The organism is Paractinoplanes toevensis (assembly GCF_018332695.1).
GTDB lineage: Bacteria > Actinomycetota > Actinomycetes > Mycobacteriales > Micromonosporaceae > Actinoplanes > Actinoplanes toevensis.
Genome location: NZ_BOQN01000088.1, coordinates 1 through 22,187, shown reverse-complemented (window position 1 = coordinate 22,187; position 22,187 = coordinate 1). Strand labels below are relative to the sequence as shown.

General features: G+C 71.6%; 16 protein-coding genes. 11 read left to right on the top strand and 5 right to left on the bottom strand.

All coding sequences use genetic code 11. From position 1 onward, the window contains the following. Positions 1-91: 91 nt before the first annotated feature. The 5 genes from sp36 to Ato02nite_RS34035 all read left to right on the top strand — a co-directional run bounded on the left by sp36 (position 92) and on the right by Ato02nite_RS34035 (position 6,225). Entirely contained in the window at positions 92-247 is a 156-nt protein-coding gene (sp36, locus tag Ato02nite_RS34055; protein ID WP_157437327.1) for a Sp36 family protein, read from the top strand. After that, positions 244-729, top strand: coding sequence for a RidA family protein (locus Ato02nite_RS34050; RefSeq protein WP_213010795.1), 486 nt, complete (start codon positions 244-246; stop codon positions 727-729). Before sp36 ends, Ato02nite_RS34050 begins: the two co-directional genes overlap by 4 nt. Before the next feature lie 88 nt (positions 730-817). Further along, a complete protein-coding gene (locus tag Ato02nite_RS34045; RefSeq protein ID WP_246607780.1) occupies positions 818-1,618 on the top strand; it encodes an MBL fold metallo-hydrolase in 801 nt (266 codons plus the stop codon). Continuing rightward, positions 1,615-5,247 (top strand): adenylate/guanylate cyclase domain-containing protein, encoded by a 3,633-nt coding sequence (locus Ato02nite_RS34040; RefSeq protein WP_213010794.1) that lies wholly within the window; start codon positions 1,615-1,617, stop codon positions 5,245-5,247. The genes Ato02nite_RS34045 and Ato02nite_RS34040 overlap by 4 nt, the downstream gene beginning before the upstream one ends. Before the next feature lie 21 nt (positions 5,248-5,268). Next, positions 5,269-6,225, top strand: coding sequence for a serine/threonine-protein kinase (locus Ato02nite_RS34035; RefSeq protein WP_213010793.1), 957 nt, complete (start codon positions 5,269-5,271; stop codon positions 6,223-6,225). On the opposite strand, the gene Ato02nite_RS34030 is transcribed toward Ato02nite_RS34035, so the two are convergent. From Ato02nite_RS34030 to Ato02nite_RS34020, 3 genes are all read right to left on the bottom strand, one after another. Next, a complete protein-coding gene (locus Ato02nite_RS34030; protein WP_213010792.1) occupies positions 6,202-8,208 on the bottom strand; it encodes an ATP-binding protein in 2,007 nt (668 codons plus the stop codon). The genes Ato02nite_RS34035 and Ato02nite_RS34030 overlap by 24 nt on opposite strands. Further along, positions 8,205-9,524, bottom strand: a complete 1,320-nt coding sequence (locus tag Ato02nite_RS34025; protein WP_213010791.1) for a carboxyl transferase domain-containing protein — start codon at positions 9,522-9,524, stop codon at positions 8,205-8,207. The genes Ato02nite_RS34030 and Ato02nite_RS34025 overlap by 4 nt, the downstream gene beginning before the upstream one ends. 192 nt (positions 9,525-9,716) lie before the next feature. Next, positions 9,717-10,394: a Crp/Fnr family transcriptional regulator gene (locus tag Ato02nite_RS34020; protein WP_020515203.1), complete on the bottom strand. Its 678-nt coding sequence runs from the start codon at positions 10,392-10,394 to the stop codon at positions 9,717-9,719. Positions 10,395-10,600: 206 nt separating this feature from the next. Between Ato02nite_RS34020 and Ato02nite_RS34015 the strand changes: the two genes are divergently transcribed. The 5 genes from Ato02nite_RS34015 to Ato02nite_RS33995 are packed head-to-tail and all read left to right on the top strand — an operon-like array spanning position 10,601 to position 15,137. Next, positions 10,601-11,785 (top strand): CapA family protein, encoded by a 1,185-nt coding sequence (locus Ato02nite_RS34015; RefSeq protein WP_213010790.1) that lies wholly within the window; start codon positions 10,601-10,603, stop codon positions 11,783-11,785. 42 nt (positions 11,786-11,827) lie between these two features. Next, positions 11,828-12,625, top strand: a complete 798-nt coding sequence (gene nth / locus Ato02nite_RS34010; RefSeq protein ID WP_213010870.1) for an endonuclease III — start codon at positions 11,828-11,830, stop codon at positions 12,623-12,625. 55 nt (positions 12,626-12,680) lie between these two features. Further along, the gene (locus Ato02nite_RS34005) at positions 12,681-13,220 is read left to right on the top strand and encodes a TlpA family protein disulfide reductase (protein ID WP_213010789.1); all 540 of its coding nucleotides are present in this window, start codon (positions 12,681-12,683) and stop codon (positions 13,218-13,220) included. Continuing rightward, on the top strand, positions 13,217-13,924 hold the full coding sequence (locus tag Ato02nite_RS34000) for an NUDIX hydrolase (RefSeq protein WP_213010788.1): 708 nt from the start codon (positions 13,217-13,219) through the stop codon (positions 13,922-13,924). Before Ato02nite_RS34005 ends, Ato02nite_RS34000 begins: the two co-directional genes overlap by 4 nt. Positions 13,925-13,958: 34 nt before the next feature. Continuing rightward, positions 13,959-15,137 carry a MarP family serine protease gene (locus Ato02nite_RS33995; protein ID WP_213010787.1) on the top strand — a complete coding sequence of 393 codons (1,179 nt, stop codon included), beginning with the start codon at positions 13,959-13,961 and terminating at the stop codon, positions 15,135-15,137. 7 nt (positions 15,138-15,144) lie between these two features. Here the strand turns inward: Ato02nite_RS33995 and mycP are convergent, their stop codons facing one another. Both mycP and eccCa read right to left on the bottom strand, forming a co-directional pair. Continuing rightward, complete coding sequence (gene mycP, locus Ato02nite_RS33990; protein ID WP_213010786.1) at positions 15,145-16,398, bottom strand: type VII secretion-associated serine protease mycosin; 1,254 nt, start codon at positions 16,396-16,398, stop codon at positions 15,145-15,147. Positions 16,399-16,555: 157 nt separating this feature from the next. Beyond that, positions 16,556-20,533, bottom strand: coding sequence for a type VII secretion protein EccCa (eccCa, locus tag Ato02nite_RS33985; protein WP_213010785.1), 3,978 nt, complete (start codon positions 20,531-20,533; stop codon positions 16,556-16,558). A gap of 127 nt (positions 20,534-20,660) precedes the next feature. Here eccCa and eccD point away from each other — a divergent pair, with 127 nt between their 5' ends. Beyond that, the gene (gene eccD, locus Ato02nite_RS33980; RefSeq protein WP_213010784.1) at positions 20,661-22,088 is read left to right on the top strand and encodes a type VII secretion integral membrane protein EccD; all 1,428 of its coding nucleotides are present in this window, start codon (positions 20,661-20,663) and stop codon (positions 22,086-22,088) included. The last annotated feature ends 99 nt before the right edge of the window (positions 22,089-22,187 follow it).

The following is a 22,187-nucleotide window of genomic DNA, read 5'->3' as shown; positions in this document are numbered from 1 at the left end:
CGCCCTCCGTGATCTCACTTGGTGACGCTCAGCCTAACGAAGCGGGGCCCTAAGCTGGCCCGGTACCCGACGATTAGGGAGTATGCAGGCGATGCAGAAGTGGGAGTACGTGACCGTGCCCCTGCTGGTCCACGCGACCAAGCAGATCCTCGACAACTGGGGCGAGGACGGCTGGGAGCTGGTCCAGGTCGTTCCCGGACCGAACCCCGAGCAGCTGATCGCATATATGAAGCGGCCGAAGTCATGACGACGCCGATCGCGGGCGAGGGCGGCGTCGACGCGTACGCCCGGCTGGCCGAGCTCGGCCTGACCCTGCCACCGGTCGTGCCGCCGGTGGCGGCCTATCTGCCGGCCGTACAGACCGGCAATTACGTGTACGTGTCCGGGCAGCTCCCGATGGTCGAGGGCAAACTCGCCGCGACCGGCAAGGTGGGTGCCGAGGTGACCGCCGAGCAGGGCACCGAACTGGCCCGTATCTGTGCGCTGAACGCGCTCGCCGCGATCGAGTCGCTGGTCGGCCTCGGCCGGCTCGTGAAGATCGTCAAAGTGACCGGGTTCGTGGCGTCGGCTCCCGGTTTCACCGGTCAGCCGGCCGTGATCAACGGGGCTTCCAACCTCTTCGGCGACGTCCTCGGTGAGCAGGGCACGCACGCGCGCAGCGCGGTCGGCGTGGCTGAACTTCCGCTGGACGCACCGGTCGAGGTCGAGGTCATCGCCGAAGTTCAGTAGAAAGGTTGCTCAGCGTCACCTGAGCGGCCGCTGAGATCGCACATCCGGTCCTCGGCTCAACCCCCATGCGCGACGTACGATTTCGTGCATGGGGGGTGCTGCGGACGACGGCCTGCCGGCCTGGGTGACGCTGTTGCGCGCCCCGAACCCGGGACCGATGACGCTGGACGGCACCAATACGTGGGTGTTGCGCGCGCCCGGCGAGACTCTCGGCGTGGTGATCGACCCCGGTCCGCTGGACGAGTCGCACCTGGCCCGGATAGCCGAACACGGCCCGTTCCGCTCCATTTTGATTACGCACGGTCACTATGATCACGTCGAGGGCGCGGCGCGGCTGTCCCGGCTGCTCGGCGGCACCCCGGTGCTGGCGGCCGATGACGAGCACGGCGAGCCGTTCGACGGATACCTGGGCGACAGCGACGGTCTCGACCTCAAGAAAATCGACACTCCCGGACATACTGCCGATTCCGTGTGTTTTCTGGTCGAGCACGGGAATGTCCGTGCGATGTTCACCGGAGACACGATTCTCGGCCGAGGCTCGACCGTGGTGGCCGCCCCCGACGGCGACCTGGGCTCTTACCTCACGAGTCTCGAGACGCTCTCGGCGTACCCAAATGTTTTGATGTTGCCGGGCCACGGCCCGGCGCAGGACGACGTGGCCGCCCTCGCGCGGGGTTATCTCGATCATCGGCGCGAGCGTCTCGCCCAGGTCGTGGCGGCCGTCGAGGCCGGCGCCGAAACCCCGGAACAGGTTGTTGATCTCGTATATCCGGACATCGATTCGGCTATCCGGTTTGCCGCGATCTTCTCGGCCAAAGCGCAGCTGGATTACCTCCATCACAAAAATCGGGAATCAGGAACAAGGGCGAACGGGTTGGATCGGCTGTGACCTGCCAGGTGTGTGGAACCGTCGCCGTGCCCGGCGCCCGCTTCTGCCACAACTGCGGCGCCGCTCTTCCGGCCGCGGCCAGCCTGCCCGCCGCCGAGCGGCGCATCGTCACCGTGCTCTTCGGCGACCTGTCCGACTTCACCTCCTGGTCCGAAGACCTCGACCCGGAACGGGTCGGCGCGGTGACCGACCGCGTGCTGGCCGCCCTCGCCGGTGCCGTGAAGACCTTCGGCGGGCATGTCGACAAGCTGACCGGCGACGGGATCATGGCGGTCTTCGGCGCCCCGGTGGCCCATGAGGACGATGCCGAGCGGGCGGTGCGGGCCGCGCTGAGCATGCAGCGCGCGGTCCGCCGCGTGCTGGACGACGAGCGGGGCGGCGGCGCCCCGCTCGGTCTGCGGATCGGCGTGAACACCGGCGATGTGGTGGCCGGCATCCAGGCCGGCATCGAATACACCGTCATCGGCGACACCGTGAACACCGCGGCCCGGTTCGCCGACGCGGCCGCGGTCGGCGCCGTCTACGCGGGCTCGCGCACCAGCGCCGGCACCCGGCACGTCGCCTCCTGGCGGCAGCTGCGCCCGCTGCGGCTCAAGGGCAAGCGCGAACCGGTGCCGGCGTTCGAACTGCTCGGCCTGCACGACGCCCCCGGCACCCGGTCGGGTCTCGGCGACGAGGCGCCGTTCGTGGGCCGCGAGACCGAGCTGGGCCGGGTTTCCGGCCGGCTCGCCGAGGCGATCGACTCGAACACCTCGCGGGTCATGGTGATGACCGCCGAGGCCGGCATCGGCAAATCCCGGTTCGCCGGCGAGGTCAAGCGGCTCGCCGCCGGCTACGACGTGGCCGCCGGCGGACGGTACGCGGCGCACACCGGGGCCCGGGTGCTGCGGGTGCGCTGCCGCGCGTTCGGCGAGCGGCGCCGGTACGCGCCGCTGGCCGATCTGGTCCGCAAGTCCGTCGGCCTGCCGAAAGACGTGGTCTCCACGGTCGGCCGGATCGTGGTCGAGGAACGGCTGCGCAAGCTGGCCAACCGGCTGGGGCCGGTCACGCTCGACATCGACCGGTTGCTGGCGCTGCTCGGCTACGGCGAGGCACCGGCCAACCCGGTCGGCCCGGCCGCGCCCGCCGATTGGCAGCCGTCGGCCAAGCGGCTCGACGCCGACGCCGTCTCCGCCGCGGTGGCCGAGCTGCTCACCGCGCTGGCCGCGGAGACCCCGCTGGTGGTCATCGTGGACGACCTGCACGACGCCACCGCGTCGACGGTGGACGCGCTCGGCCGCACCCTCTCGCTGCTCGAGGGCCCGGTCGTGGTGCTGCTGCTGGGCCGGCCCGAGCTGGTGCGCACGGCCGGCGCGCTGACCCGGCTCGCCGACGCCGAGGTGCATTCGCTGCCCCCGCTGCGCGGCGCCGACGCGTCCCGGCTGCTCACCTCCTACCTTAACGGCGGCAAGCTGCCCCAGCCGGACAACGACCGGCTGCTGGCCACCGCCCAGGGCAACCCGTTCTACCTGGCCGAGATGGTCACGCTGCTGATGGAACGCGGCGCGCTCACCCCGGCGATCGGGGCCAACGCGGCCGGCAAGTGGCAGCTCGCGGCCGGTTCGCTGGGCAGCCAGCTGCTCTCCCGCGACCTCGCCGCGGTGCTGGCGGCCCGCATCGACGCGCTGCCGGCCGAGCCGCGCGCGGTGCTGCGGGACGCGGCCGTGGTCGGTGACACCGTGCCGACCGGGGTGATCGAGGCGCTGCGCGAGCGGCGGGCGGCCAGCGACGCGCGGCCCGGCGCGGTGGCCGCGGTCGAGCTGGAACGCTCGATCGACGAGCTGCTGCAGCGCCGCATGCTGCACCGGGCGCGCGGTGGCTACGCGTTCACCACCCCGCTGATGCGCGAGGCGGCATACGCCGGCATCGGCAAGGCCGACCTCGCCGACCGGCACGCCTACCTGGCCAACTGGGCGGCCCCCGAGACCATCGAGCGGCTCGGTTACGACGGCGCGAGCCGGCTCAGCCTCACCGAGAACGAGCGGGACGCGTTCGTCGCCACCCACGCCGAGTGCGCGGTCGAGCTGGCCGACCAGGTCCGGCTGCGGCCGGAGGCCGCGGTGCGCGACGTGGCCCCGCTCGGCGTCGCGGCGCTCGGCCGGCTGGCCCGGCGGGCGTTGGCCAACATCGAGCCGGCCGCTTCGATCGAGTACGCGGAACGCGCCGCGGTCCTGGCCAAGGAGGCCCTGCCGCTGGCCGACCAGCTGGTGCACGCCCGCGCGCTGCTGCGCCTGGGCCGGGCCGAGGAGGCCCTTGCGTACGGCGAGAAGATCGCCGAGAACTCCGGCGAGGAACCGGTCTGCCGGGCCGAGGCGCTGCTGGTGGTGGGCCGGGCGCAGGAGGCGCTGGGCGACACCGGCCGGGCCGTGACGGCCTGGCAGGAGGCGCTCGACGTGGCCACCGAGGCCGAGCTGCTGCCGGAGCGGGCCAACGCGATGCGCCGGCTCGGCATGGCCGACTTCCTGGCCGGCCGGCTCAGTCAGGCGAGCAGCCGGTTCGCGGCGGCCTATCAGGTGACCCTGGCCGCCGGCGACCGGCACGGCCAGGCCTGGGCGTTGCAAAACCTGGCGTGGGTGACCACCACCCGCGGGGACTTCGCCGGCACCGACGCGGTGCTCGGCCGGGCGGCCCGGCTCTTCGCCGAGCTCGGCGACCCGGTCGGCCGGTCCTGGCTGCGCGGCACCACGGCGTTCGCCCGGCTGCTGGCCGGGCGCCTGGAGGAATCGCGCCGGCTGGCCCGGATCTTCCTGCCCTTCGGCGATCGGGTCGGCGAGGCCTGGGCGGTGGGCACGCTGCGGGCCGTCGAGGCGTACGCGTCGAGCGAGCTGGGCGAGTTGGGCGAGGCGGACGGCGAGGCTCGGCGGGCCTATCGCGACTTCAACGCGGTCAGCGACGACTGGGGCCGGGGGCTCGCGCTGGTGGTGCGCGGTGCGATAGCTCGTGGGCTGGGTGAGTTCGACCACGCCTTCGACCTGCTCACCGACGCGGTGGGCTACGCCGACCGGACCGGGCATCCGCTGCTGCTGGGCATGGCCGGCACGCTGCGTGGTTTCGTCTCGCTGCACCGCGGCGACCTGGCCCTGGCCGAGGAGGACGCGCGCCGGGTGATCGCCGCGGTCGAACCGCACAACCCGCTCGCCCCGGCCCAGGTCGGGCCGCGGGTGCTGCTGGCCGAGGCGCGGGCCCGGGCCGGCGACGCGGCCACCGCGATCGGGCTGCTCGCGCCGATCGCCAGTGATACCGGTGCGCCGTCGCTGCTGTTCTCCCGGCGGCACGCGCTCACCGCGTACGCGTCGGCCCTGCTCGCCGACGGTCGCGTTCACGAGGCGCTGAGCTGGATCGAGCGGGCCCGCGAGGCGGAGTCCGAGGACGTCCGCAGCGGGGTGCTGGCCGCGATGGTGCGCGCCCGGGTGCTGGCCGCCGCCGATCGCTGCGAGGAGGCGGCCGAGGCGGCCGAGGAGGCGGTGCTGCTGGCCTACGCGACCGAGCAGGCCAGTGAGCGGGTCGCGGCCGAAGAGTTGCGGGCGACGCTGGCGTCCGCCGGGATCGAACCGGAAACTGTCGCCTACGCGTCCGACGTGCCCGGATGATGAGCGCGTAAGTTCTGTGGCATGACGGGAACCCCGCCAGGACCGGTGCCGACCCCTTACGTACCAGGGATGTCTGGTTTGTCGGTTATGGCGCGTGGTGGGCACGCGACGGTCTACCGCGCCACTCAGGACTCGGTCGGCCGCGAGGTCGCCATCAAGATGGAGAACCGGCGCCTGGAGAGCAATCGGGACCAGGCTCGCTTCCTGCGCGAGGCCCGGGCAGCCGGCAAGATGTCGTCGCATCCGCACGTGGTCGACCTGTTCGACGTCGGCGTGACCGTCGACCAGCACCCCTACCTGATCATGGAGCTGTGCGACGGGTCGTACCTCGACCGGATGCGCGTCTCCCCGCTGGGCGCGACCGAGGCCCGCGACCTCGGCATGAAGATCGCCGATGCGCTGGTGCACTCGCACGCCAACGGCGTGCTGCACCGCGACGTGAAACCGGCCAACATTCTCTACTCGCACTTCAACTCGGCCGTCCTCGCCGACTTCGGCCTGGCCGTGCTGGGCGAGATGCGCGACTCGTCGGTCAACCTCGAGGTGCTCACCCCGGCGTACGCTCCGCCCGAGTCGTTCCGGCACGACGCCCCGTCCGGCGCGGTCGACGTCTACGCCCTGTGCGCCACGCTCTACGCGGTGATGCGCGGCGCCCCGCCGCGCTGGGACACCGACCGCAGCCCCAGCCTGATCACCCTGATGGACCTCTTCCACCGGCCCATCCCCGACCTGCCGGGCGTGCCGCCGGAGCTGACCCAGGTGCTGCGCTACGGCATGGACAACGACCCGGCCTCCCGGCCCACCGCCGAGCAGCTGTGCGATCTGCTCACCAAGGTCGACCTGGACGGCGGCTCGGCCCGCCCGCAGGTGCCGCCGCCGCGCTACGGCGCGAGCGACGACACGCCCACCGTGCGCCACCAGCGCAAGCAGCCGAAGAAGCGGTGGTTGCTCGGCCTATTCGGGATCGAGAACCGCTAGCAGCTCCCCGGTGTCCACCTCGGCACCCGGATGCACCGGCAGCGAGGCCACCACGCCCGCACTCGGCGCATGCACCGGGTGTTCCAGCTTCATCGCCTCCAGGGTGAGCAGCAGCTCGCCGGCCCGCACCCGCTGACCGGGCACCACCAGCACCCGGCGGACCGCGCCCGGCAGCGGGGCGATCAGCGAACCCTCGGCCGCCTCCGGGGCCGGCAGCGGGAAGCGGGACAGCTCGCGCAGCGCGACCGAGCCCTCCGGGCTGTCCACGTACGACACCACGCCGACCCGGTGCACGTTGAAGGTCAGCCGGATGCCGTTGACGTCCAGCACCACCCGCTCGTTGTCCGCCTCCACCACCACGGTCCGCGGGTGATCGTCGACCACCGGCGCCTGACCGAGGCCGGCCAGGTCGAGCTCCTCGGGGTCGACGGCCCGCACCCACCAGCCGGCCAGCTCGCCGTGCCGGTTCATTCGATAGCCCACCTCGACCGGGCCGGCCGGGCCCTCGTACACCGAGGTCTGCGAGCCGGACGGCACGTTGCGCCAGCCGGACGGAAGAGACCCGAGCACGGCGGCCGCCGCGCGCCGTCCGGCCGCGCCGGCCAGGGCGGCGGCCAGACACGAGATGCGTACGGCGTCGACCGCCGACAACAGCGGCGCGAACACCTCGGGCCGCCGGTCCAGGAAGTTGGTGTCCAGATCGCCGGCGCGGAACGAGTGGTGCCGCAGCACCCGCACCAGCAGGTCCCGGTTGGTGGCCACGCCGTGCAGCTGGGTGCGGGTCAGCGCGGAGGCCAGCATCCGGGCCGCCTCCTGCCGGGTCGGCGCCCAGGCGATCAGCTTGGCCAGCGTCGGATCGGGGTGCACGCCGACCACCGAGCCGTCCTCGACCCCGGCGTCCAGGCGCAGACCGGGCTGGGGGAGCGGACGGAACGTGCCGGCCACGTCGGGCACGGCGAAGCGGTGCAGGGTGCCGGAGGCCGGCAGCCAGGCGTACGCCGGGTCCTCGGCGCAGATGCGCACCTCGATGGCGTGTCCGCGAATCGGCGGCGGCCCCGGCATCGGCAGCACCCCGCCCTCGGCGACCAGCAGTTGCAGCCGGACCAGGTCGTAGCCGGAGACGCACTCGGTGACCGCGTGCTCGGCCTGCAGCGTCGGGGTGAGCTCGAGGAACCAGAAGTCGCCCTCGGAGTCGAGCAGGAACTCGACGGCGCCGGCGCCCACGTACCCGATCGCCCGGACCGCGACGATCGCCGCCCGGCACAGCTCCTCGCGCAGCCCCGGATCGACCGCGGGGGACGGGGTCTCCTCGATGATCTGCTGGTAGCGGCGCTGCACCGAGCATTCCCGCTCGCCGAACGGCACCACCGAGCCGTGCTCGTCGGCCAGGATCGGGATCTCGATGTGCCGGACATCCTCGACGTACGGCTCGCAGTAGACGTCGCAGCCGGCCTCGCGTCGCGTCGAGGCGATCGCCTCGGCCAGCGTGGTGGCGTCCCGGACCACCCGCATCCCGGCCCCGCCGATGCCGGCGTCCGGCTTGATCAGCACCGGGAAGTCGGGCACCTTCGCCGGGTCGGTGAAGGTCGGCAGCACCGGAACCCGGGCATCGGCCACGATGATCTTGGTCTCGCTCTTGCTGCGCAGGGTGGCGAGCGTCTTGGCCGGCGCGCCCACCCAGATCATCCCGGCGTCGACGACCGCGGCCGCGAAGTCGGGATCCTCGGCCAGCAGGCCGTTACCCGGGTGGATGGCGTTCGCACCGGTCCGCTGGGCGGCCGTGATGATCAGGTCGCCGCGCAGGTACGCGGCGGCGGGGGTGCCGCCGTCCAGTCGGACCGCGTAGTCCGCCTCGCCGACGTGCGGCGCGTCGGAATCGGCGTCGGAGTAGACGGCGACCGTCTCGATGCCGACCAGGCGGCACGTGGCGAATACCCGGCGGGCGATCTCCCCACGGTCTGCCACCAAGAGACGTCGGATCACTGGTCAACCTTTCCGGATCGGAACACTCCGACGTGCCCGGCACCCTCGACGACCGCGCTGTGCACGGCGGACAGGCAAAGACCGAGGACGGTACGGGTGTCGCGGGGGTCGATGACACCGTCGTCATCACCCCCGGCCGGCTCGTCGGCCGGCCAGCTGAATACGAATCGGGGGTCGCCGGCCCGGCCGGTGTCGAGCGCGAGGTGCGGCACTGTGGAGTAGGCCAGCGCCTCGATCTCGGCCGGGCCGAACTGGGCGGTGAGGAACACCAGCGTGGTGTCGGTGGCGTTGGCGAGCTGGATGAAGTGCACGGCCTTCTGGGTCTCGGCCGGGGAGTGCGGTGCGCCGGTGCCGGCCAGCACGCCGACCGGGTAACCGTGCAGCTCGCCCCAGCCGGCCACCAGCGCGGTGCCCAGGGCCGGCTTGAACTCGTCGAAGTCGCTGCCGTCGAGCACCCGGGCGAGGATCTCGCGCGGGTCCAGGTCGGCCTTCTTCTCCGCACCGGCGACCGAGAGCAGGTCCTCGGGGTCGTACTTGGGTGGTGCGGGCGGAAAGGTGCGCGGCAGCGGGCCGCGCTTGCGCCAGTTGAGCCGGCGAACGCACTGGCGGGCCAGGCGCAGGCCGTCCCGCTCGTCGTCGGCCAACTGGTCGATCGGGGCCGGCGTGGGCCCGCTGCCGTTGACCGCCGGCTGGGGCTGGATGGTGAGCATCTTGGCGTGCCCGCGCACCATGATTGTGTAATCGGAGAGCTCGGGCAGGTAGGCGGCCTCGCCGTTGATCGGCCCGAACACCACGCAGAACGTGGGCACCCGGTCGGCGGAGAGCCGGCCCAGGTCGCGGGCCAGGCCACCGCCGGGCGGCGGCCCGCCCGGGGCGGCCTCGGCGGCCGACTCGACCAGGTTGATCAGGGGCAGGCGGTTGGCCGCGGCGATCCGGGCGGCCCGGCGGATCTTCTCGACCGGGTACGGGTCGACGGCGTTGCGCGCCAGGGTGGGGTCGGTCGCGATGATCAGGCACTCGACGCCCTCGACCACGCCGATCCCGGTGACCACGCCGGCGCCGACCGCGAACTCGGTGCCCCAGGCCGCTACCGGGGAGAGCTCGAGGAAGGGGCTGTCCCGGTCGAGCAGCATCTCGACGCGCTCCCGGGGCAGCAGCTTGCCGCGGGCGTGGTGCCGGGTTACGGCCTTCTCGCCGCCGCCGGCCCGCGCCTCGTCGAGCGCCGCCTCGAGCTTGCCGAGTCGTTCCAGGGCGACGCCGCGGCTCTCCAGGTAGGCGGGGGTGCGCGGGTCGATCGCCGTGTCGAGCACGGTCACGACGGGACCCCGCAGCGCTGTACGCCCCCTGTGTTCAAAGCCGCGCCCTCTCGTGTTCGCCGGTGCCTCTCGACCACCTCCGTAACGAGTGGCCAAGCGGGTGCGACACGGATGGGATTGCGGCGGCTTTGTACCCTTTTTAGGCGTAATAAAGGGGTTTGCCGGGAAGGCCCGGCAAACCCGCTTTAATGATCAGACTCGAGCGCGGCGAGCCAGGCGCTCGGGATCGAGGATGATCACGCTCTTGCCGTCCAGCCGCAGCCAGGCGCGGGACGCGAAGTCGGCGAGCGCCTTGTTGACCGTCTCACGCGAGGCGCCGACCAGCTGGGCCAGCTCTTCCTGGGTGAGGTCGTGAGTGACGCGCAACACACCGCCGTCGCGGGTGCCGAAGCGGCCTGCCATCTGCAGCAGGTTTTTCGCCACCCGGCCGGGCACGTCGGTGAAGATCAGGTCGGCCAGGGCGTCGTTGGTGCGACGCAGTCGGCGAGCGAGCACGCGCAGGAGCTGCTCGGCGATCTCCGGCCGGTTGTTCAGCCACGGACGCAGCGACGTCTTCTTCAGCCGGGCCAGCCGGGCATCGGTCACCGCGGTCGCGGTGGCCGTGCGCGGGCCCGGGTCGAACAGCGAGAGCTCGCCGACCATGTCGGACGGGCCCATGATCGAAACCAGGTTCTGCCGGCCGTCCGCGGCACGGCGGCCCAGCTTGATCTTGCCGGACAGCACGATGTACAGGCTGTCACCGGCCTCGCCCTCGTTGAACAGGACGTCGCCCTTGCGGACCTCGACCGTGTCCATCTCCTTGGCGAGCGCCTCGGCGGCTTCCGGGTCCACGCCCTGGAAGATCCCGCTCCGCGCCAGCACCTCATCCATCTGCCGCACCTCCGAACACGCGCAACGCCTGCGCTCGATCAGTCTAGGCGCACGCGGGCGGGAATCGGGCAGGCACCCCTTGATCCAGATACCGCAGGGTAACTAATCCGACCGTGACGGGCCGTATTTTTCGGCGCTCTCGGTGAGCGACGACGGGCCTTTTGTCGGGTCGTCCGCGTTGCCACCTGAAGGTATCGTCGCCGTCGATGAATTCCCAGCCCTCCCCGCCCCGCCCAGGTCTTTTTGGACGCCCTGTCCTTACTATCACCATTGTCCTGGCAGCGCTGGCCGGGATTGGTGCCGGAAGTGTCGCATTTGCGAATAGAGGGACGACGCCGAAAGCGCAATGGCTGCCGCCGTCGGCCGCTTCGACAAACCCCGCGACTTCCGCAAAACCGGCCAAAACGGAATCGGCTCCGGTCAAAACGATCACGCTGTCCGCCACCGGCGACATCATGATGAGTAACGCGCCGAGCAAGATGCCGCCCGACGACGGTGACGGCTTCTTCGACTCGGTGAAAGAGGGCCTGAAGTCCGACCTCGTGATGGGCAACCTCGAACAGCCGCTCACCGAGGACACCGGCTCGTCCAAGTGCGGCTCGCCGCCCACGCCCAACTGCTTCGCCTTCCGGTCGCCGCCGTCCTACTCCGCGCATCTGAAGGACGCCGGGTTCCAGCTGATGAACCTGGCGAACAACCACACCAAGGACTTCGGCCCGGCCGGCGCGCGCAACACCCGCGCCGCGCTCGACGACGCCGGCATCAAGTACACCGGCAACCAGGACGAGATCACCGTCGTGGAGGTCAACGGGATCAAGGTCGCGGTGGTCGGCTTCTCCGGGTACGCCGGGGCCAACAACCTCAACGATCTCGGCCACTCGCGGGCCGTGATCAAGCAGGCCAAGGAGCAGGCCGATCTGGTCGTCGTGCAGGTGCACATGGGTGCCGAGGGGGCCGGCATGCAGCACGTGAAACCGGGCAGCGAGATCTTCCACGGCGAGAACCGGGGCGACCCGATCAAGTTCAGCCACGCGGTCGTCGACGCCGGGGCCGACCTGGTCGTCGGGCACAGCCCGCACGTGCTCCGCGGCATGGAGTTCTACCAGGGCAAGCTGATCGCCTACAGCCTCGGCAACTTCGCCGGCGGCGGGAAGACGCTGTCCAGCTCGGGCGTGCTGAAGTACGGCGGCATCCTGCGGGTCGCGCTCACCGCCGACGGGACGTACGCCGGTGGGCAGTTCCTTTCGACGTACATGAGCTCTGTCGGCCTCCCGACCCGGGACACCTCCCAGGAGATGGGCCGCAAGCTGGTGTCGCAGCTCAGCGAGGAGGACTTCGGTGACACCGCGGCGGAGATCGGCAAGGACGGTTCGATCCGGCCGCCGGCGTAGCGAAAACCTGTCGTACCCACGACGTACTCTTTACCGGTGACTCTGGTGGGGCGGTCGGTCAAGCGATTCGCGGGCGAGACGCCGATCGGGCGCAAGCGACGCGCCCGCAAGATGGCCAAGGTCCTGGCCGAGACGCATCCCGATGCGCATTGCGAGCTCGACTTCACCAACCCGCTGGAGCTGGCGGTCGCCACGATCCTGTCGGCGCAGACCACCGACGTGCGGGTCAACCTGGTGACCCCGACGCTCTTCAAGCGCTATCTCACGGCGGCCGATTACGCCGCGGCCGACCGCGCCGAGATGGAGGAGTTGCTCCGTCCGACCGGCTTCTTCCGGGCCAAGACCGACTCGCTGATCAAGCTGGGTCAGGCCCTCGTGGAGAAATACGACGGGGTGCTGCCGGCCAAGCTCGACGATCTGGTCGCCCTGCCCGGCATCGGGCGCAAGACGGCCAACGTGATCCTCGGCAACGCGTTCGACGTTCCCGGCATCACCGTCGATACCCACTTCCGCCGGCTGACCAACCGCTTCGGCTGGGTGCAGGAGGAAGACCCGGTCAAGATCGAGTTCCAGGTCGCCGAGCTGATCGAGAAACGCGACTGGACCATGCTGTCGCACCGGGTGATCTTCCACGGCCGGCGGGTCTGCCACGCCCGCAAGCCGGCCTGCGGCGCCTGCACGCTCGCCGCGATGTGCCCGTCCTACGGCACCGGCCCGACCGAGGCGGCCGCCGCGGCCAAGCTCCTCAAGGGCCCGCGCGCCCGCGAGCTGGCGATCGCCGCCGGAGTCGACCCCGACCTCGTCCCGGCCGCCGCGGTGATCGCGCCGGACGTCCCGTGAGCGCGAGGAGTGAGCCGGTCTTGCGAGCCCCGCAGTCGCGAACGAAAGTGGCTCGGTGAGAGCGGTTACCGGCCTCCTGGCCGTCCTCACCCTCTTCCTGGGCGCCTGCGCCGCCGACGCCGAAGCCACCGGTTCACCGTTCGCCGCCTGCACCGCCCTGCCGGCCGCGCCCTCGCCCAACTCGCTGCCCGATCTCGAGCTGCCCTGCTTCACCGGCAAGAAGCAGGTCGACCTGCGCTCGCTGGCCGGCCCGGCCGTGATCAACCTCTGGGCGTCCTGGTGTGAGCCGTGCCGCCGCGAGCTGCCGGTCATGCAGCAGCTGGCCGCCACGGCCGGCGACCGGCTCACCGTGCTCGGCGTCGACACCGGCGACGGCCGCGAGGCGGGTGCGTCGTTCGCCGCCGACAAGGACGTCACCTTCCCCACGCTGTTCGACGAGGATCGCAAGCTGGTCAACGCGGTCGGCGGCATCAACCTGCCGGTCACCGTTTTCCTGGACGCGACCGGAAAGACCTATGTGAATCTCCTGCCGCTCGACGCCGCCAAACTCACCGCGATGGTCAAGGAACACACGGGTGTGGCGGTGACCCTTTGAGCACCGGGCGGGTGCTGGGCCGGCCCGACGATCTGCCGTCCTGGCTCGAACCGTTGCTCGACCGGGTCAGCACCTGCCGCACCGAAGACTTCACGCCGCTGCGCACACCGGTCGGCGGCGGCCGGCCCAGCGCGGTCCTGGTCCTGCTGGGTGAGAGCCCGGCCGGCCCCGACCTGCTGGTGCTCCAGCGCGCCGCCACCATGCGCAACCACGCCGGGCAACCGGCCTTCCCGGGCGGCGGCACCGACCCGGAGGACGCCGACGCGGTCGCCACGGCGATGCGCGAGGCGCAGGAGGAGGTCGGTCTCGACCCAGCCAGCGCCGAGGCCCTGGCCCTGCTGCCCGACCTCTACATCCCGGTCAGCTCGTTCGTGGTGACCCCGGTGCTGGCCTGGTGGCGCCGGCCGCACTCGGTGAGCCCGCGGCAGCCGGCCGAGGTGGCGCACGTCGCGCGGCTCCCGATCAGTGAACTCGTCGACCCGGAGAACCGTATCCGGGTGCGACATCCCAGCGGCTGGGTCGGACCGGCGTTCCAGGTTCGCGGTTTGCTGGTCTGGGGCTTCACGGCAGGGGTGATCTCGGCATTGCTCGACATGGGTGGCTGGTCGCGGCCGTGGCAGCCGGGTCGCATAGTGGAGTTGCCGGACGCGTCCGCTCCGGTGCCGGCCGCCAGGGGCGGCGCACCAGACGAGGTTCTGCCATGATCGTGCACTGGCCCGCCGCCTCTACGCTGAGTGAGTGTCCGTGGTCGATGGCATCCTGATCCTGCTCATGCTGGTCTTCGCGATCAGCGGCTACCGCCAAGGTTTTGTCATCGGCGCGCTGTCGTTCGGCGGCTTCTTCAGTGGCGTGCTCATCGGCTTGCAGCTCGGCCCCCTGATCGCCAACCAGTTCACCGACCCGACCGCCCGGCTCGTGGTGTCGCTCGGATGCATCTTCGCGCTGGCGGTGCTCGGCCAGACGCTGGCCGGCTGGCTCGGCACCCACCTGCGCCGGGCCATCTCCAGCAAGCCGCTGCAGCGCCTCGACGACGCCGGCGGCGCGGTCATCTCGCTGGTCGCCGTGCTGCTGGTGGCCTGGCTGATCGCGGTGCCGCTCGGCTCCACCCCGTTCCAGGGGCTCAACTCGGCGGTGCGCAACAGCTCGATCCTCTCCGGCATCAACGGGGTGATGCCGCAGGAGGCGCAGGCGCTGTCCAAGGCGCTGCGCAACACCCTCGACACCAGCGGCTTCCCGGACGTGTTCGGCGGCCTCGCGCCCACGAACGTCAAGGAGGTCGCGGCGCCCGACCCGAAGCTCAAGGGCTCGCAGATCGTGGCCCGGTCGAAAAGCTCGGTGATCAAGGTGCTGGGCACCGCGCCGAGCTGCTCGCGGCGCATCGAGGGGTCCGGCTTCGTCTACGCCACCGAACGGGTGATGACCAACGCGCACGTGGTCGCCGGCACCCGCGAGGTGAAGGTCGAGGCCAACGGCGACACCCTCGAGGGCAAGGTCGTGGTCTACGACCCGGAGCGCGACCTCGCGGTGATCTACGTGCCCGGACTGCGCGCCCCGGTCATGCCGTTCGTCGCCAAGGAGGCCGCGACCGGCGCCGGCGCGATCGTCCTCGGCTACCCCCAGGACGGGCCGTACGATGCGCAGTCCGCCCGGGTCCGCGACGTCGGCAACATCACCGGCCCGGACATCTACGACTCCGGCGACGTGACCCGGGAGATCTACACGATCTACGCGCTGGTGCGCAGCGGTAACTCGGGTGGCCCGCTGATCACCCCGACCGGCCAGGTGCTCGGCGTGATCTTCGCGGCGGCGGCCGACGACAAGTACACCGGCTTCGCCCTCACCGCGGACGAAGCGGCCCCGGTCGCCCAGGCCGGCATCAGCCGCACCCGCGGCGTCTCGACCGACGATTGCGCGTAAGCGCTGGTCAGGTCGTGTGGGCGAAGCGGCGGACGGTCAGCGCCGCCGCGATCGCCGAGATCAGGAACAGCACGCCCGCGAGCCACCAGGCCCGGTGCTGCGTCGGCGGCGCGGTCGCGGCCGGCGAGGCGGCCTGACCGGCGTCCGCGGCCCGCAGGGGCGGACCACCCGTCACGGTGCCGTCCGGCGCGGACTGGGCCTGGCCCGGGGCCGGGGCGCTGCCGAACCGGGCGATGCCCGGCGACGGCGAGGTGTCCAGCGGGTTCTCGAAGACGGCCGGCACCTCGGCGGTCAGCGCACCGGTCGGGTTGACCATGCCGAACCCGAACGTCGCGTCCCGCCCCGGCGTGCCGAGGTCGGTGGCGGTGCGGATGATCCGGTTGATCACCTCGCCGGCCGGCATGTCGGGCCAGCGGGACCGGATCAGGGCGGCGGTGCCGGCCACCATCGGCGAGGCGAAGCTGGTGCCCTGCACCTTCCAGTACTCACCGCCGGCGCGGGCGCCGACCAGCCCGGCGGCCGGTGCGGTCACCACGGTCTCCTTGCCGGTGATCGAACCGGACCAGAGAGCGTTGCTGTCCTTCTCCATGCCGGCCACCGCGAGCACGCCGGGCTCACGCGCCGGGTACCACACCTCCGAGTCCGAGGAGGCGCTCGTGTTGCCGGTGCAGGCGACCACCACGACGTCCTTGGCGAACGCGTAGTCGATCGCGGCGGCCAGGGTGGCGCTGCTGCCGTTGCCGCCGAGCGACAGGTTGATCACCTTGGCGCCGTGGTCGACCGCCCAGCGGACACCCTTGGCCACGATGATCGCGTCGCTGTAGCGGTTTTCCTCGTCCAGAACGCGTACCGGAAGGATCTTTGCCTTGGGGGCGATGCCGATGACGCCGGTGGTGTCGTCGCCGCGGCCCGCGATGATCGCCGAGACCGTGGTGCCGTGCCCGACCAGGTCGGTGTCGCCGTCGCCCTTGGTGTCCACCAGGTCGAGGCCGGGCAGCACCTGACCGACCAGGTCGGCGTGGGTGGAGTCGACCCCGGAGTCGATGACCGCGACGGTGACGCCGGTGCCGTTCGCGTAGGTCCAGGCGTCGGGCACGTCGAGCTTCTTCAAATACCACTGATCGTCGCGGACCTGGTCGCCGACCAGCGGGTTGGTCGGTTCGGCGATCGGTGCGGGCGTCGCGAAGGCCGGTGCGGCCGGTGCGGCCAAGCCGATGAACCCGGCCAGGGCGGCCGCGGCGAGGCGACGTGGACTCACCAACGGGCACCACCGCGGGGTACGCGGGGACTCACGCTCGCAGCATCAAGTCGCATCGTCATCCAATCCCGGACGGTCGATGCAGATTACTCCGAAACCGCGTCGTATTGGTGGGGTCGGTCGATGCATATCGCACCGGCTGTCTGTTAAATCGGTCGCTTTACGCGTACGGCGGTAGGTGCGCCAGCTGCACGAGCCGAACTCCCTCACGCCGGGTGAGCAGGCGGCCACGGCCGGGTGGCAGCAGCGTCGGCCGTACCGCGCCGATCAGAGCGCCCTCATCGGACGGACCGGACATCACCATGCCGGGGGCCGACAGCTCGCGCAGCCGCTGGATCACCGGCTCGTACAGGGCCCGGCTCGCCCCGCCGGCCCGCCGGGTGATCACCAGGTGCAGGCCGACGTCGCGGGCTTGGGGCAGGTATTCCAGGATGGGGGTCAGCGGGTTGGTCGGGCCGGCCACCACCAGGTCGTAGTCGTCGACCAGGACGAACAGCTCCGGGCCGGTCCACCACGAACGGTCGCGCAGTTGCTGGGCCGTGACGTCGGGGCCGGGCAGGCGGCGTTCCATGTAGCCGGCCACCGACTGCATCAGCTCGAGCGTCTTCTGGGCCTGGATGCCGTACCCGATGCGGTGTTCCGATTCGGGCAGGTCCATCAGGCTGCGGCGGTAGTCGACCAGGATGAGCCGGGCCTCCTCCGGCGAGAACCGCCGGATCACCGAGGTCGCCAGGGCTCGCAGGAACGAGCTCTTGCCGCACTCGGAGTCGCCGAAGAGCAGGAAATGGGGATCGGTCGCGAAGTCGATCTCGACCTGCTGGAGGTCGGCCTCGGAGATGCCGATCGGCAGGCGCAGGGCGGTGGAGCGGTCCAGGTCCATCTCGGCGTACGGGACCGAGGAGGGCAGCATCCGCACCCGCGGCGCGAGCGGGCCGTGCCAGTTGGTGGCGATCGACTTCACCAGCGCGTTCGTGTCGGCCATCGTGCTCAGCTCCGGCCGTACGGTCAGGATGTGCAGGAATTTGTTCTTGTCCGTCGGGTGTTCGAGGATGCCGCGGCCGGCCTTCTCCGGCACCGTCATCGCGGCCCGCCGGTTGACCGTCGAGTCGCTCGGATCGCCCAGGCGAAGCTCCAGTTTGGAGCCGAACAGGTCGCGAATCGCCGGGCGGAAGTCCATCCAGCGCGAGGTCGCGGCCACCACGTGGATGCCGTAGGACAGGCCGCGGGTGGCGATGTCGGTGATCACCGATTCCAGCTCTTCGTATTCCTTGCGCAGCGTCGACCAGCCGTCGATCACCAGGAACACGTCGCCGAACGGGTCGCCATCGGCCGCGTTGCCGCCCTTGTCGACCGCGTTCGCCCGGCGCCGCCGGTAGGACGCCATCGAGTCGATGCCCATCGCCCCGAAGCGCGTCTCCCGCTCGGTGAGCAGGGTGGAGATCTCGCCGACCGTACGCCGCACGCCCACCGTGTCGAGCCGGCCGGAGACGCCGCCGACGTGCGGGAGATCGCGCAGCGTGCCGAGCGAACCGCCACCGAAGTCGAGGCAGTAGACCTGCACCTCGGCCGGGGTGTGGGTGAGCGCCAGCCCGGCCACCATCGAGCGCAGGGCGGTCGACTTGCCGGACAGGGTGGACCCGACCACGGCCACGTGCCCGGCCGGACCGCCCAGTTGCAGCCACATCACGTCGCGCAGCTGCTCGCGGGGCTTGTCGACCATGGCGATCGGCACCTGCAGGGCGCCGTGCAGCTCCGGGTTGGCGAAGGCCAGGCCGCGGACCGGGTCGACGAGCACCGGACCGAGCAACTCGTCCAGGGCCGGCGACTGGTTCAGCGGCGGCAGCCACACCTGGTGCGCGGGCGGTCCCTGGCCGTTGAGCCGGTCGACCATCACGTCGAGCACGCTCTCGCCGGCCGCCAGTTCTTCCGGCTTGGGCTGCACCGGCTTGACCGGTTTCGGCGCCGGGACGTAACGGGTCGAGTATTCCCACACCTGGGGCACCGCGCCGGCCCCGCCCGCCGCGGCGCGTGCGCCGGCCTTGGGCATCGGGCCGGACACGTAGGCCGCCTTGAACCGCAGCAGCGGCTCGGTGCCGAACTTCAGGTAGCCATGGCCGGGCGAGCGCGGCAGTTCGTAGGCGTCCGGCACGCCGAGCACGGCCCGCGACTCCAGGGCGGAGAAGGTCCGCAGACCGACGCGGTACGACAGGTGGGTGTCGAGACCGCGCAGCCGGCCCTCCTCGAGCCGCTGGCTGGCCAGCAGCAGGTGCACGCCGAGCGAGCGGCCGAGCCGTCCGATCTGGACGAACAGGTCGATGAAGTCGGGCTTGGCGCTGAGCAGCTCGGAGAACTCGTCGCAGATCACCAGCAGCGACGGCAGCGGCGGCAGGGCCGCGCCGCCGGCCCGGGCCTTCTCGTAATCGCGCAGCGAGGCGTAGTTGCCGGCCTTGCGCAGCGCCTCCTGCCGGCGGATCAGCTCGCCGTCGATCGCGTCCACCATGCGATCGACCAGCACCAGCTCGTCGGCCAGGTTGGTGATCACGGCGGCGGTGTGCGGCAGCCGGTCGAGCGAGGAGAAGGTGGCGCCACCCTTGAAGTCGATCAGGACGAAGTTGAGAGTCTCCGACGAGTGCGTCGCGGCCAGCGCCATCACCAGCGTGCGCAGCAGTTCCGACTTGCCGGAACCGGTGGCGCCGATCAGCAGGCCGTGCGGGCCCATGCCGTCCTGCGCCGACTCCTTGAGGTCGAGCTCGATCGGGCTGCCGTCGGCACCGACCCCGATCGGCACCCGCAGCTTGTCGCGGTTGGGGCGGGGCATCCAGCTCTGGGTGACGCTGAACGTCTCCGGGTCACCGAGCCCGAGCAGGTCGGCCAGGCCGGTCGCGGTGGCCAGCGGGGTGTCCGACGATTTGGACATCGCGCCCAGCCGCAGCGGGGACAGCCGGCGGGCCACCGCCTCGGCCTGCTCGACGCTGAGCCGGTCGGGGACGCCCACCTCGGCCTCGTGGTCCATCGCGTACGTGTTCAGCACCCGGCGGCCGCCCGCGTGCTGCACCTCGAGCACCAGCAGCGACCGGTCCAGCAGGCGCGGCGGTTGTTCGTCGAGGTCGAGCACGGTCACGCCGTCGATGCCGTCGTCGAGCTGGGTGGCGCCCTTGAGGTTGATGCCGTCCAGCACGATCACCACGTGCGGTGAGCCGGAGCTGACCCCGGCCGGGTTGAACCGCGCCCGGTTGCCGATCACGTCTTCGAGGAGTTTTTCCAGGTCGGTGCCGGTGCTCGCGACCAGCCGCACGTGCCCCAGCGCATCGGTCCGGGACGGATGCAGGTTGTGCGGAAGCCACTTCACCCACTCCCACTCGGCCCGGCGGTCCGGTCCGGCGCAGATCGCGACGATCATGTCGTCCGGCGCGTGGAACGTGGCGAGCTGGCAGATCACCGCCCGGGTCAGTGCCCGCGCGTCCTGCTCACCGCCCGGCCCGGCGCCGCGCAGGAAAACCCGCGCGAAGCCGCGCAGCGAGGCCGCGACCGGCAGGTCGGGCACCACGGAGTACGCGTCCAGGAAACGACGCAGGGCACCCGCGGTCATCGGCTCGAGCTCGTCGAGCGGCCGGGTCACCGGCGGGATCAGCGGGGTGGCCAGGGTCTGCGGCCCGACCGCGAGCCGCACCACGCCGAAGTCGGGGTCGGCCGGACGCCGCTCCCAGACCCGGTGGCTGCTCGCCGTCGACCACAGCTGGGTCGGCTCGGGATGCCGGTAGAGCAGGCCGAACCGCTGCTTGTCGGCGGTCTCCCGCACTCGGCGGCGCAGGCCGGACAGGTGCCGGAGGTATTCCCGGCGGGCCGCCATCATCTCGGCCTTCTTCGGCGCGCCGGAGCCGAAACTGGTGGTGAGCATGGCGATCGAGGAGACGCCGAACAGGCCACCGATCACATAGGAGAACGGCCCGCTGCTGCCCCGGCCCATCATCATGGCCATCGCCACCGAGCCGCCCAGCATCGGCAGCGCCATCATCGCCTGCTGCCAGCGGCCGCCCGCGCTCTGCGGAATCTCCGGCGGGGGCTCGACGGCGATCTCGCCGGTCGGAATCTCCGGCGACGGACGGCGCGCTGACCGTTTGATCACCACCGTGCTCATGCCGGAAATGTCCCCCTTGTCCACAGTGGGGAGTTGTTCTCCCCGTACGCGGGCCATCGCGTAGCGCCCATGGTAGGTAAAGTTCGCCTCGTTCCGCAGCCTCGTCACCATCGATGGGAAAAGAGTCATGACAGTCGGCCTCGCGCGGGTCACGATCAGTGCGCCGCACCGCCGGGTCGACGTCGCGCTCCCCGAGCACGTCCCGCTGGCCGAGCTGCTGCCCGAAGTGCTTCGCCACGCCGGCGAAGGACTCGCCGACGACGGCGAGAAGCACGGCGGGTGGGTGCTGCGGCGGATGGACGGCGTCGCGCTGGCCACGTCCCAAGGTCTCTTCCCCCAGGGCGTACGGGATGGCGAAGTCCTTCATCTCGTCCCGGCCCACAACGAGTGGCCCGAACTGGAGTACGACGACGTCGTCGAGGCCATCGCCGAGGGTGCCCGTCGCCGTGGCAGCGTCTGGACCCCAGCGTCCACCCGCACCGCCACCCTGGCCGGCGCCGGCGTGCTGCTCCTGCTCGGCCTGATCGCGGTGCTGCTCGCCGGTCCGGCGTGGAACGCCGGGGCCTTCGCCGGGCTCGCCGTCGCGGTGATCCTCGCGCTGGCCGGCGTGACCGCCTCCCGGGCGTACGGGGACGCCCGGGCCGGTGCGGCCCTCGGGGCGTACGCGATGCCCTACGCATTCGCCGGTGCCGCCGTCCTGGTCGGCACGACCGACCGGGTCGGCGTGGTCGCCCTGCTGCCCTGGCTCGGCGACTCCGAAGTGCTGGCCGGCTCGGTGGCGCTGCTCGTCGTGGCCGCGCTCGGCGGGGTCGGCGTGGCGTCATCGCTGCGGCTGTTCACGGCCGGTGCCGTGGTCGGCCTGCTCGGCGCGGTGACCGCCCTGATCAGCATGCTCACCACGGCCGCCGGTGCCGCCGCGGTGCTGCTCGCCGCCCTGGTCTGCGGGATCGGTGCGCTGCCGCTGCTGGCCATCCGGTTCGGCAAGATGCCCACCCCGCCGGTCACCCTGCCCACCGGCACCGACGCCGAGGCCGGCTTCACCGCCGCCGGCAACCCGCTCGACGCCGCGCGCGAACGCCCCGACCGGGCCACCGTCTTCGCGGCCGTGACCCGCACCGAGGAGTTGCTGGCCGGCATGCTGCTCGGCCACACCGTGCTGGCCGCCGCCGCGTTCCTGGTGCTGGCCACGTCCGGGTCGCTGTCGGCGCGCCTGCTCGCCGCGGTCTCGGCGACCTCGCTGCTGCTGCGCTCCCGGCTCTTCGTGACACTGCGGCAGCGGGTGCCGCTCGTCGTCGGCGGCCTGATCGGTGTCCTCTGCCTCGGCGTCGACCTGCTGGTGCGCGCGGACGGCACGGTCCTGCTCGCGGTCGTCGGCGGCGCCCTGGTGCTGGCGATGGTCACCGTCGCGGCCGGCGCCACCTACTCCCGCAAGCCGCCGTCGCCCTACCTCGGGCGGGCCGCCGACCTGCTCGACACCATCGTCGTGGTGTCGGTGATCCCGGTGGCGTGCGCGGTCGTCGGCCTCTACGACGCGGTCAGCAACATCAGCGTCTGAGCGCGATCGTCCACATCGTCCATTCAGCCGGAAATTCCCGCCGAATCGTCGTCGAGATCCTTTTGGCGTTTCGATCTCGCGCGGTTGTGTGCGTTTCCG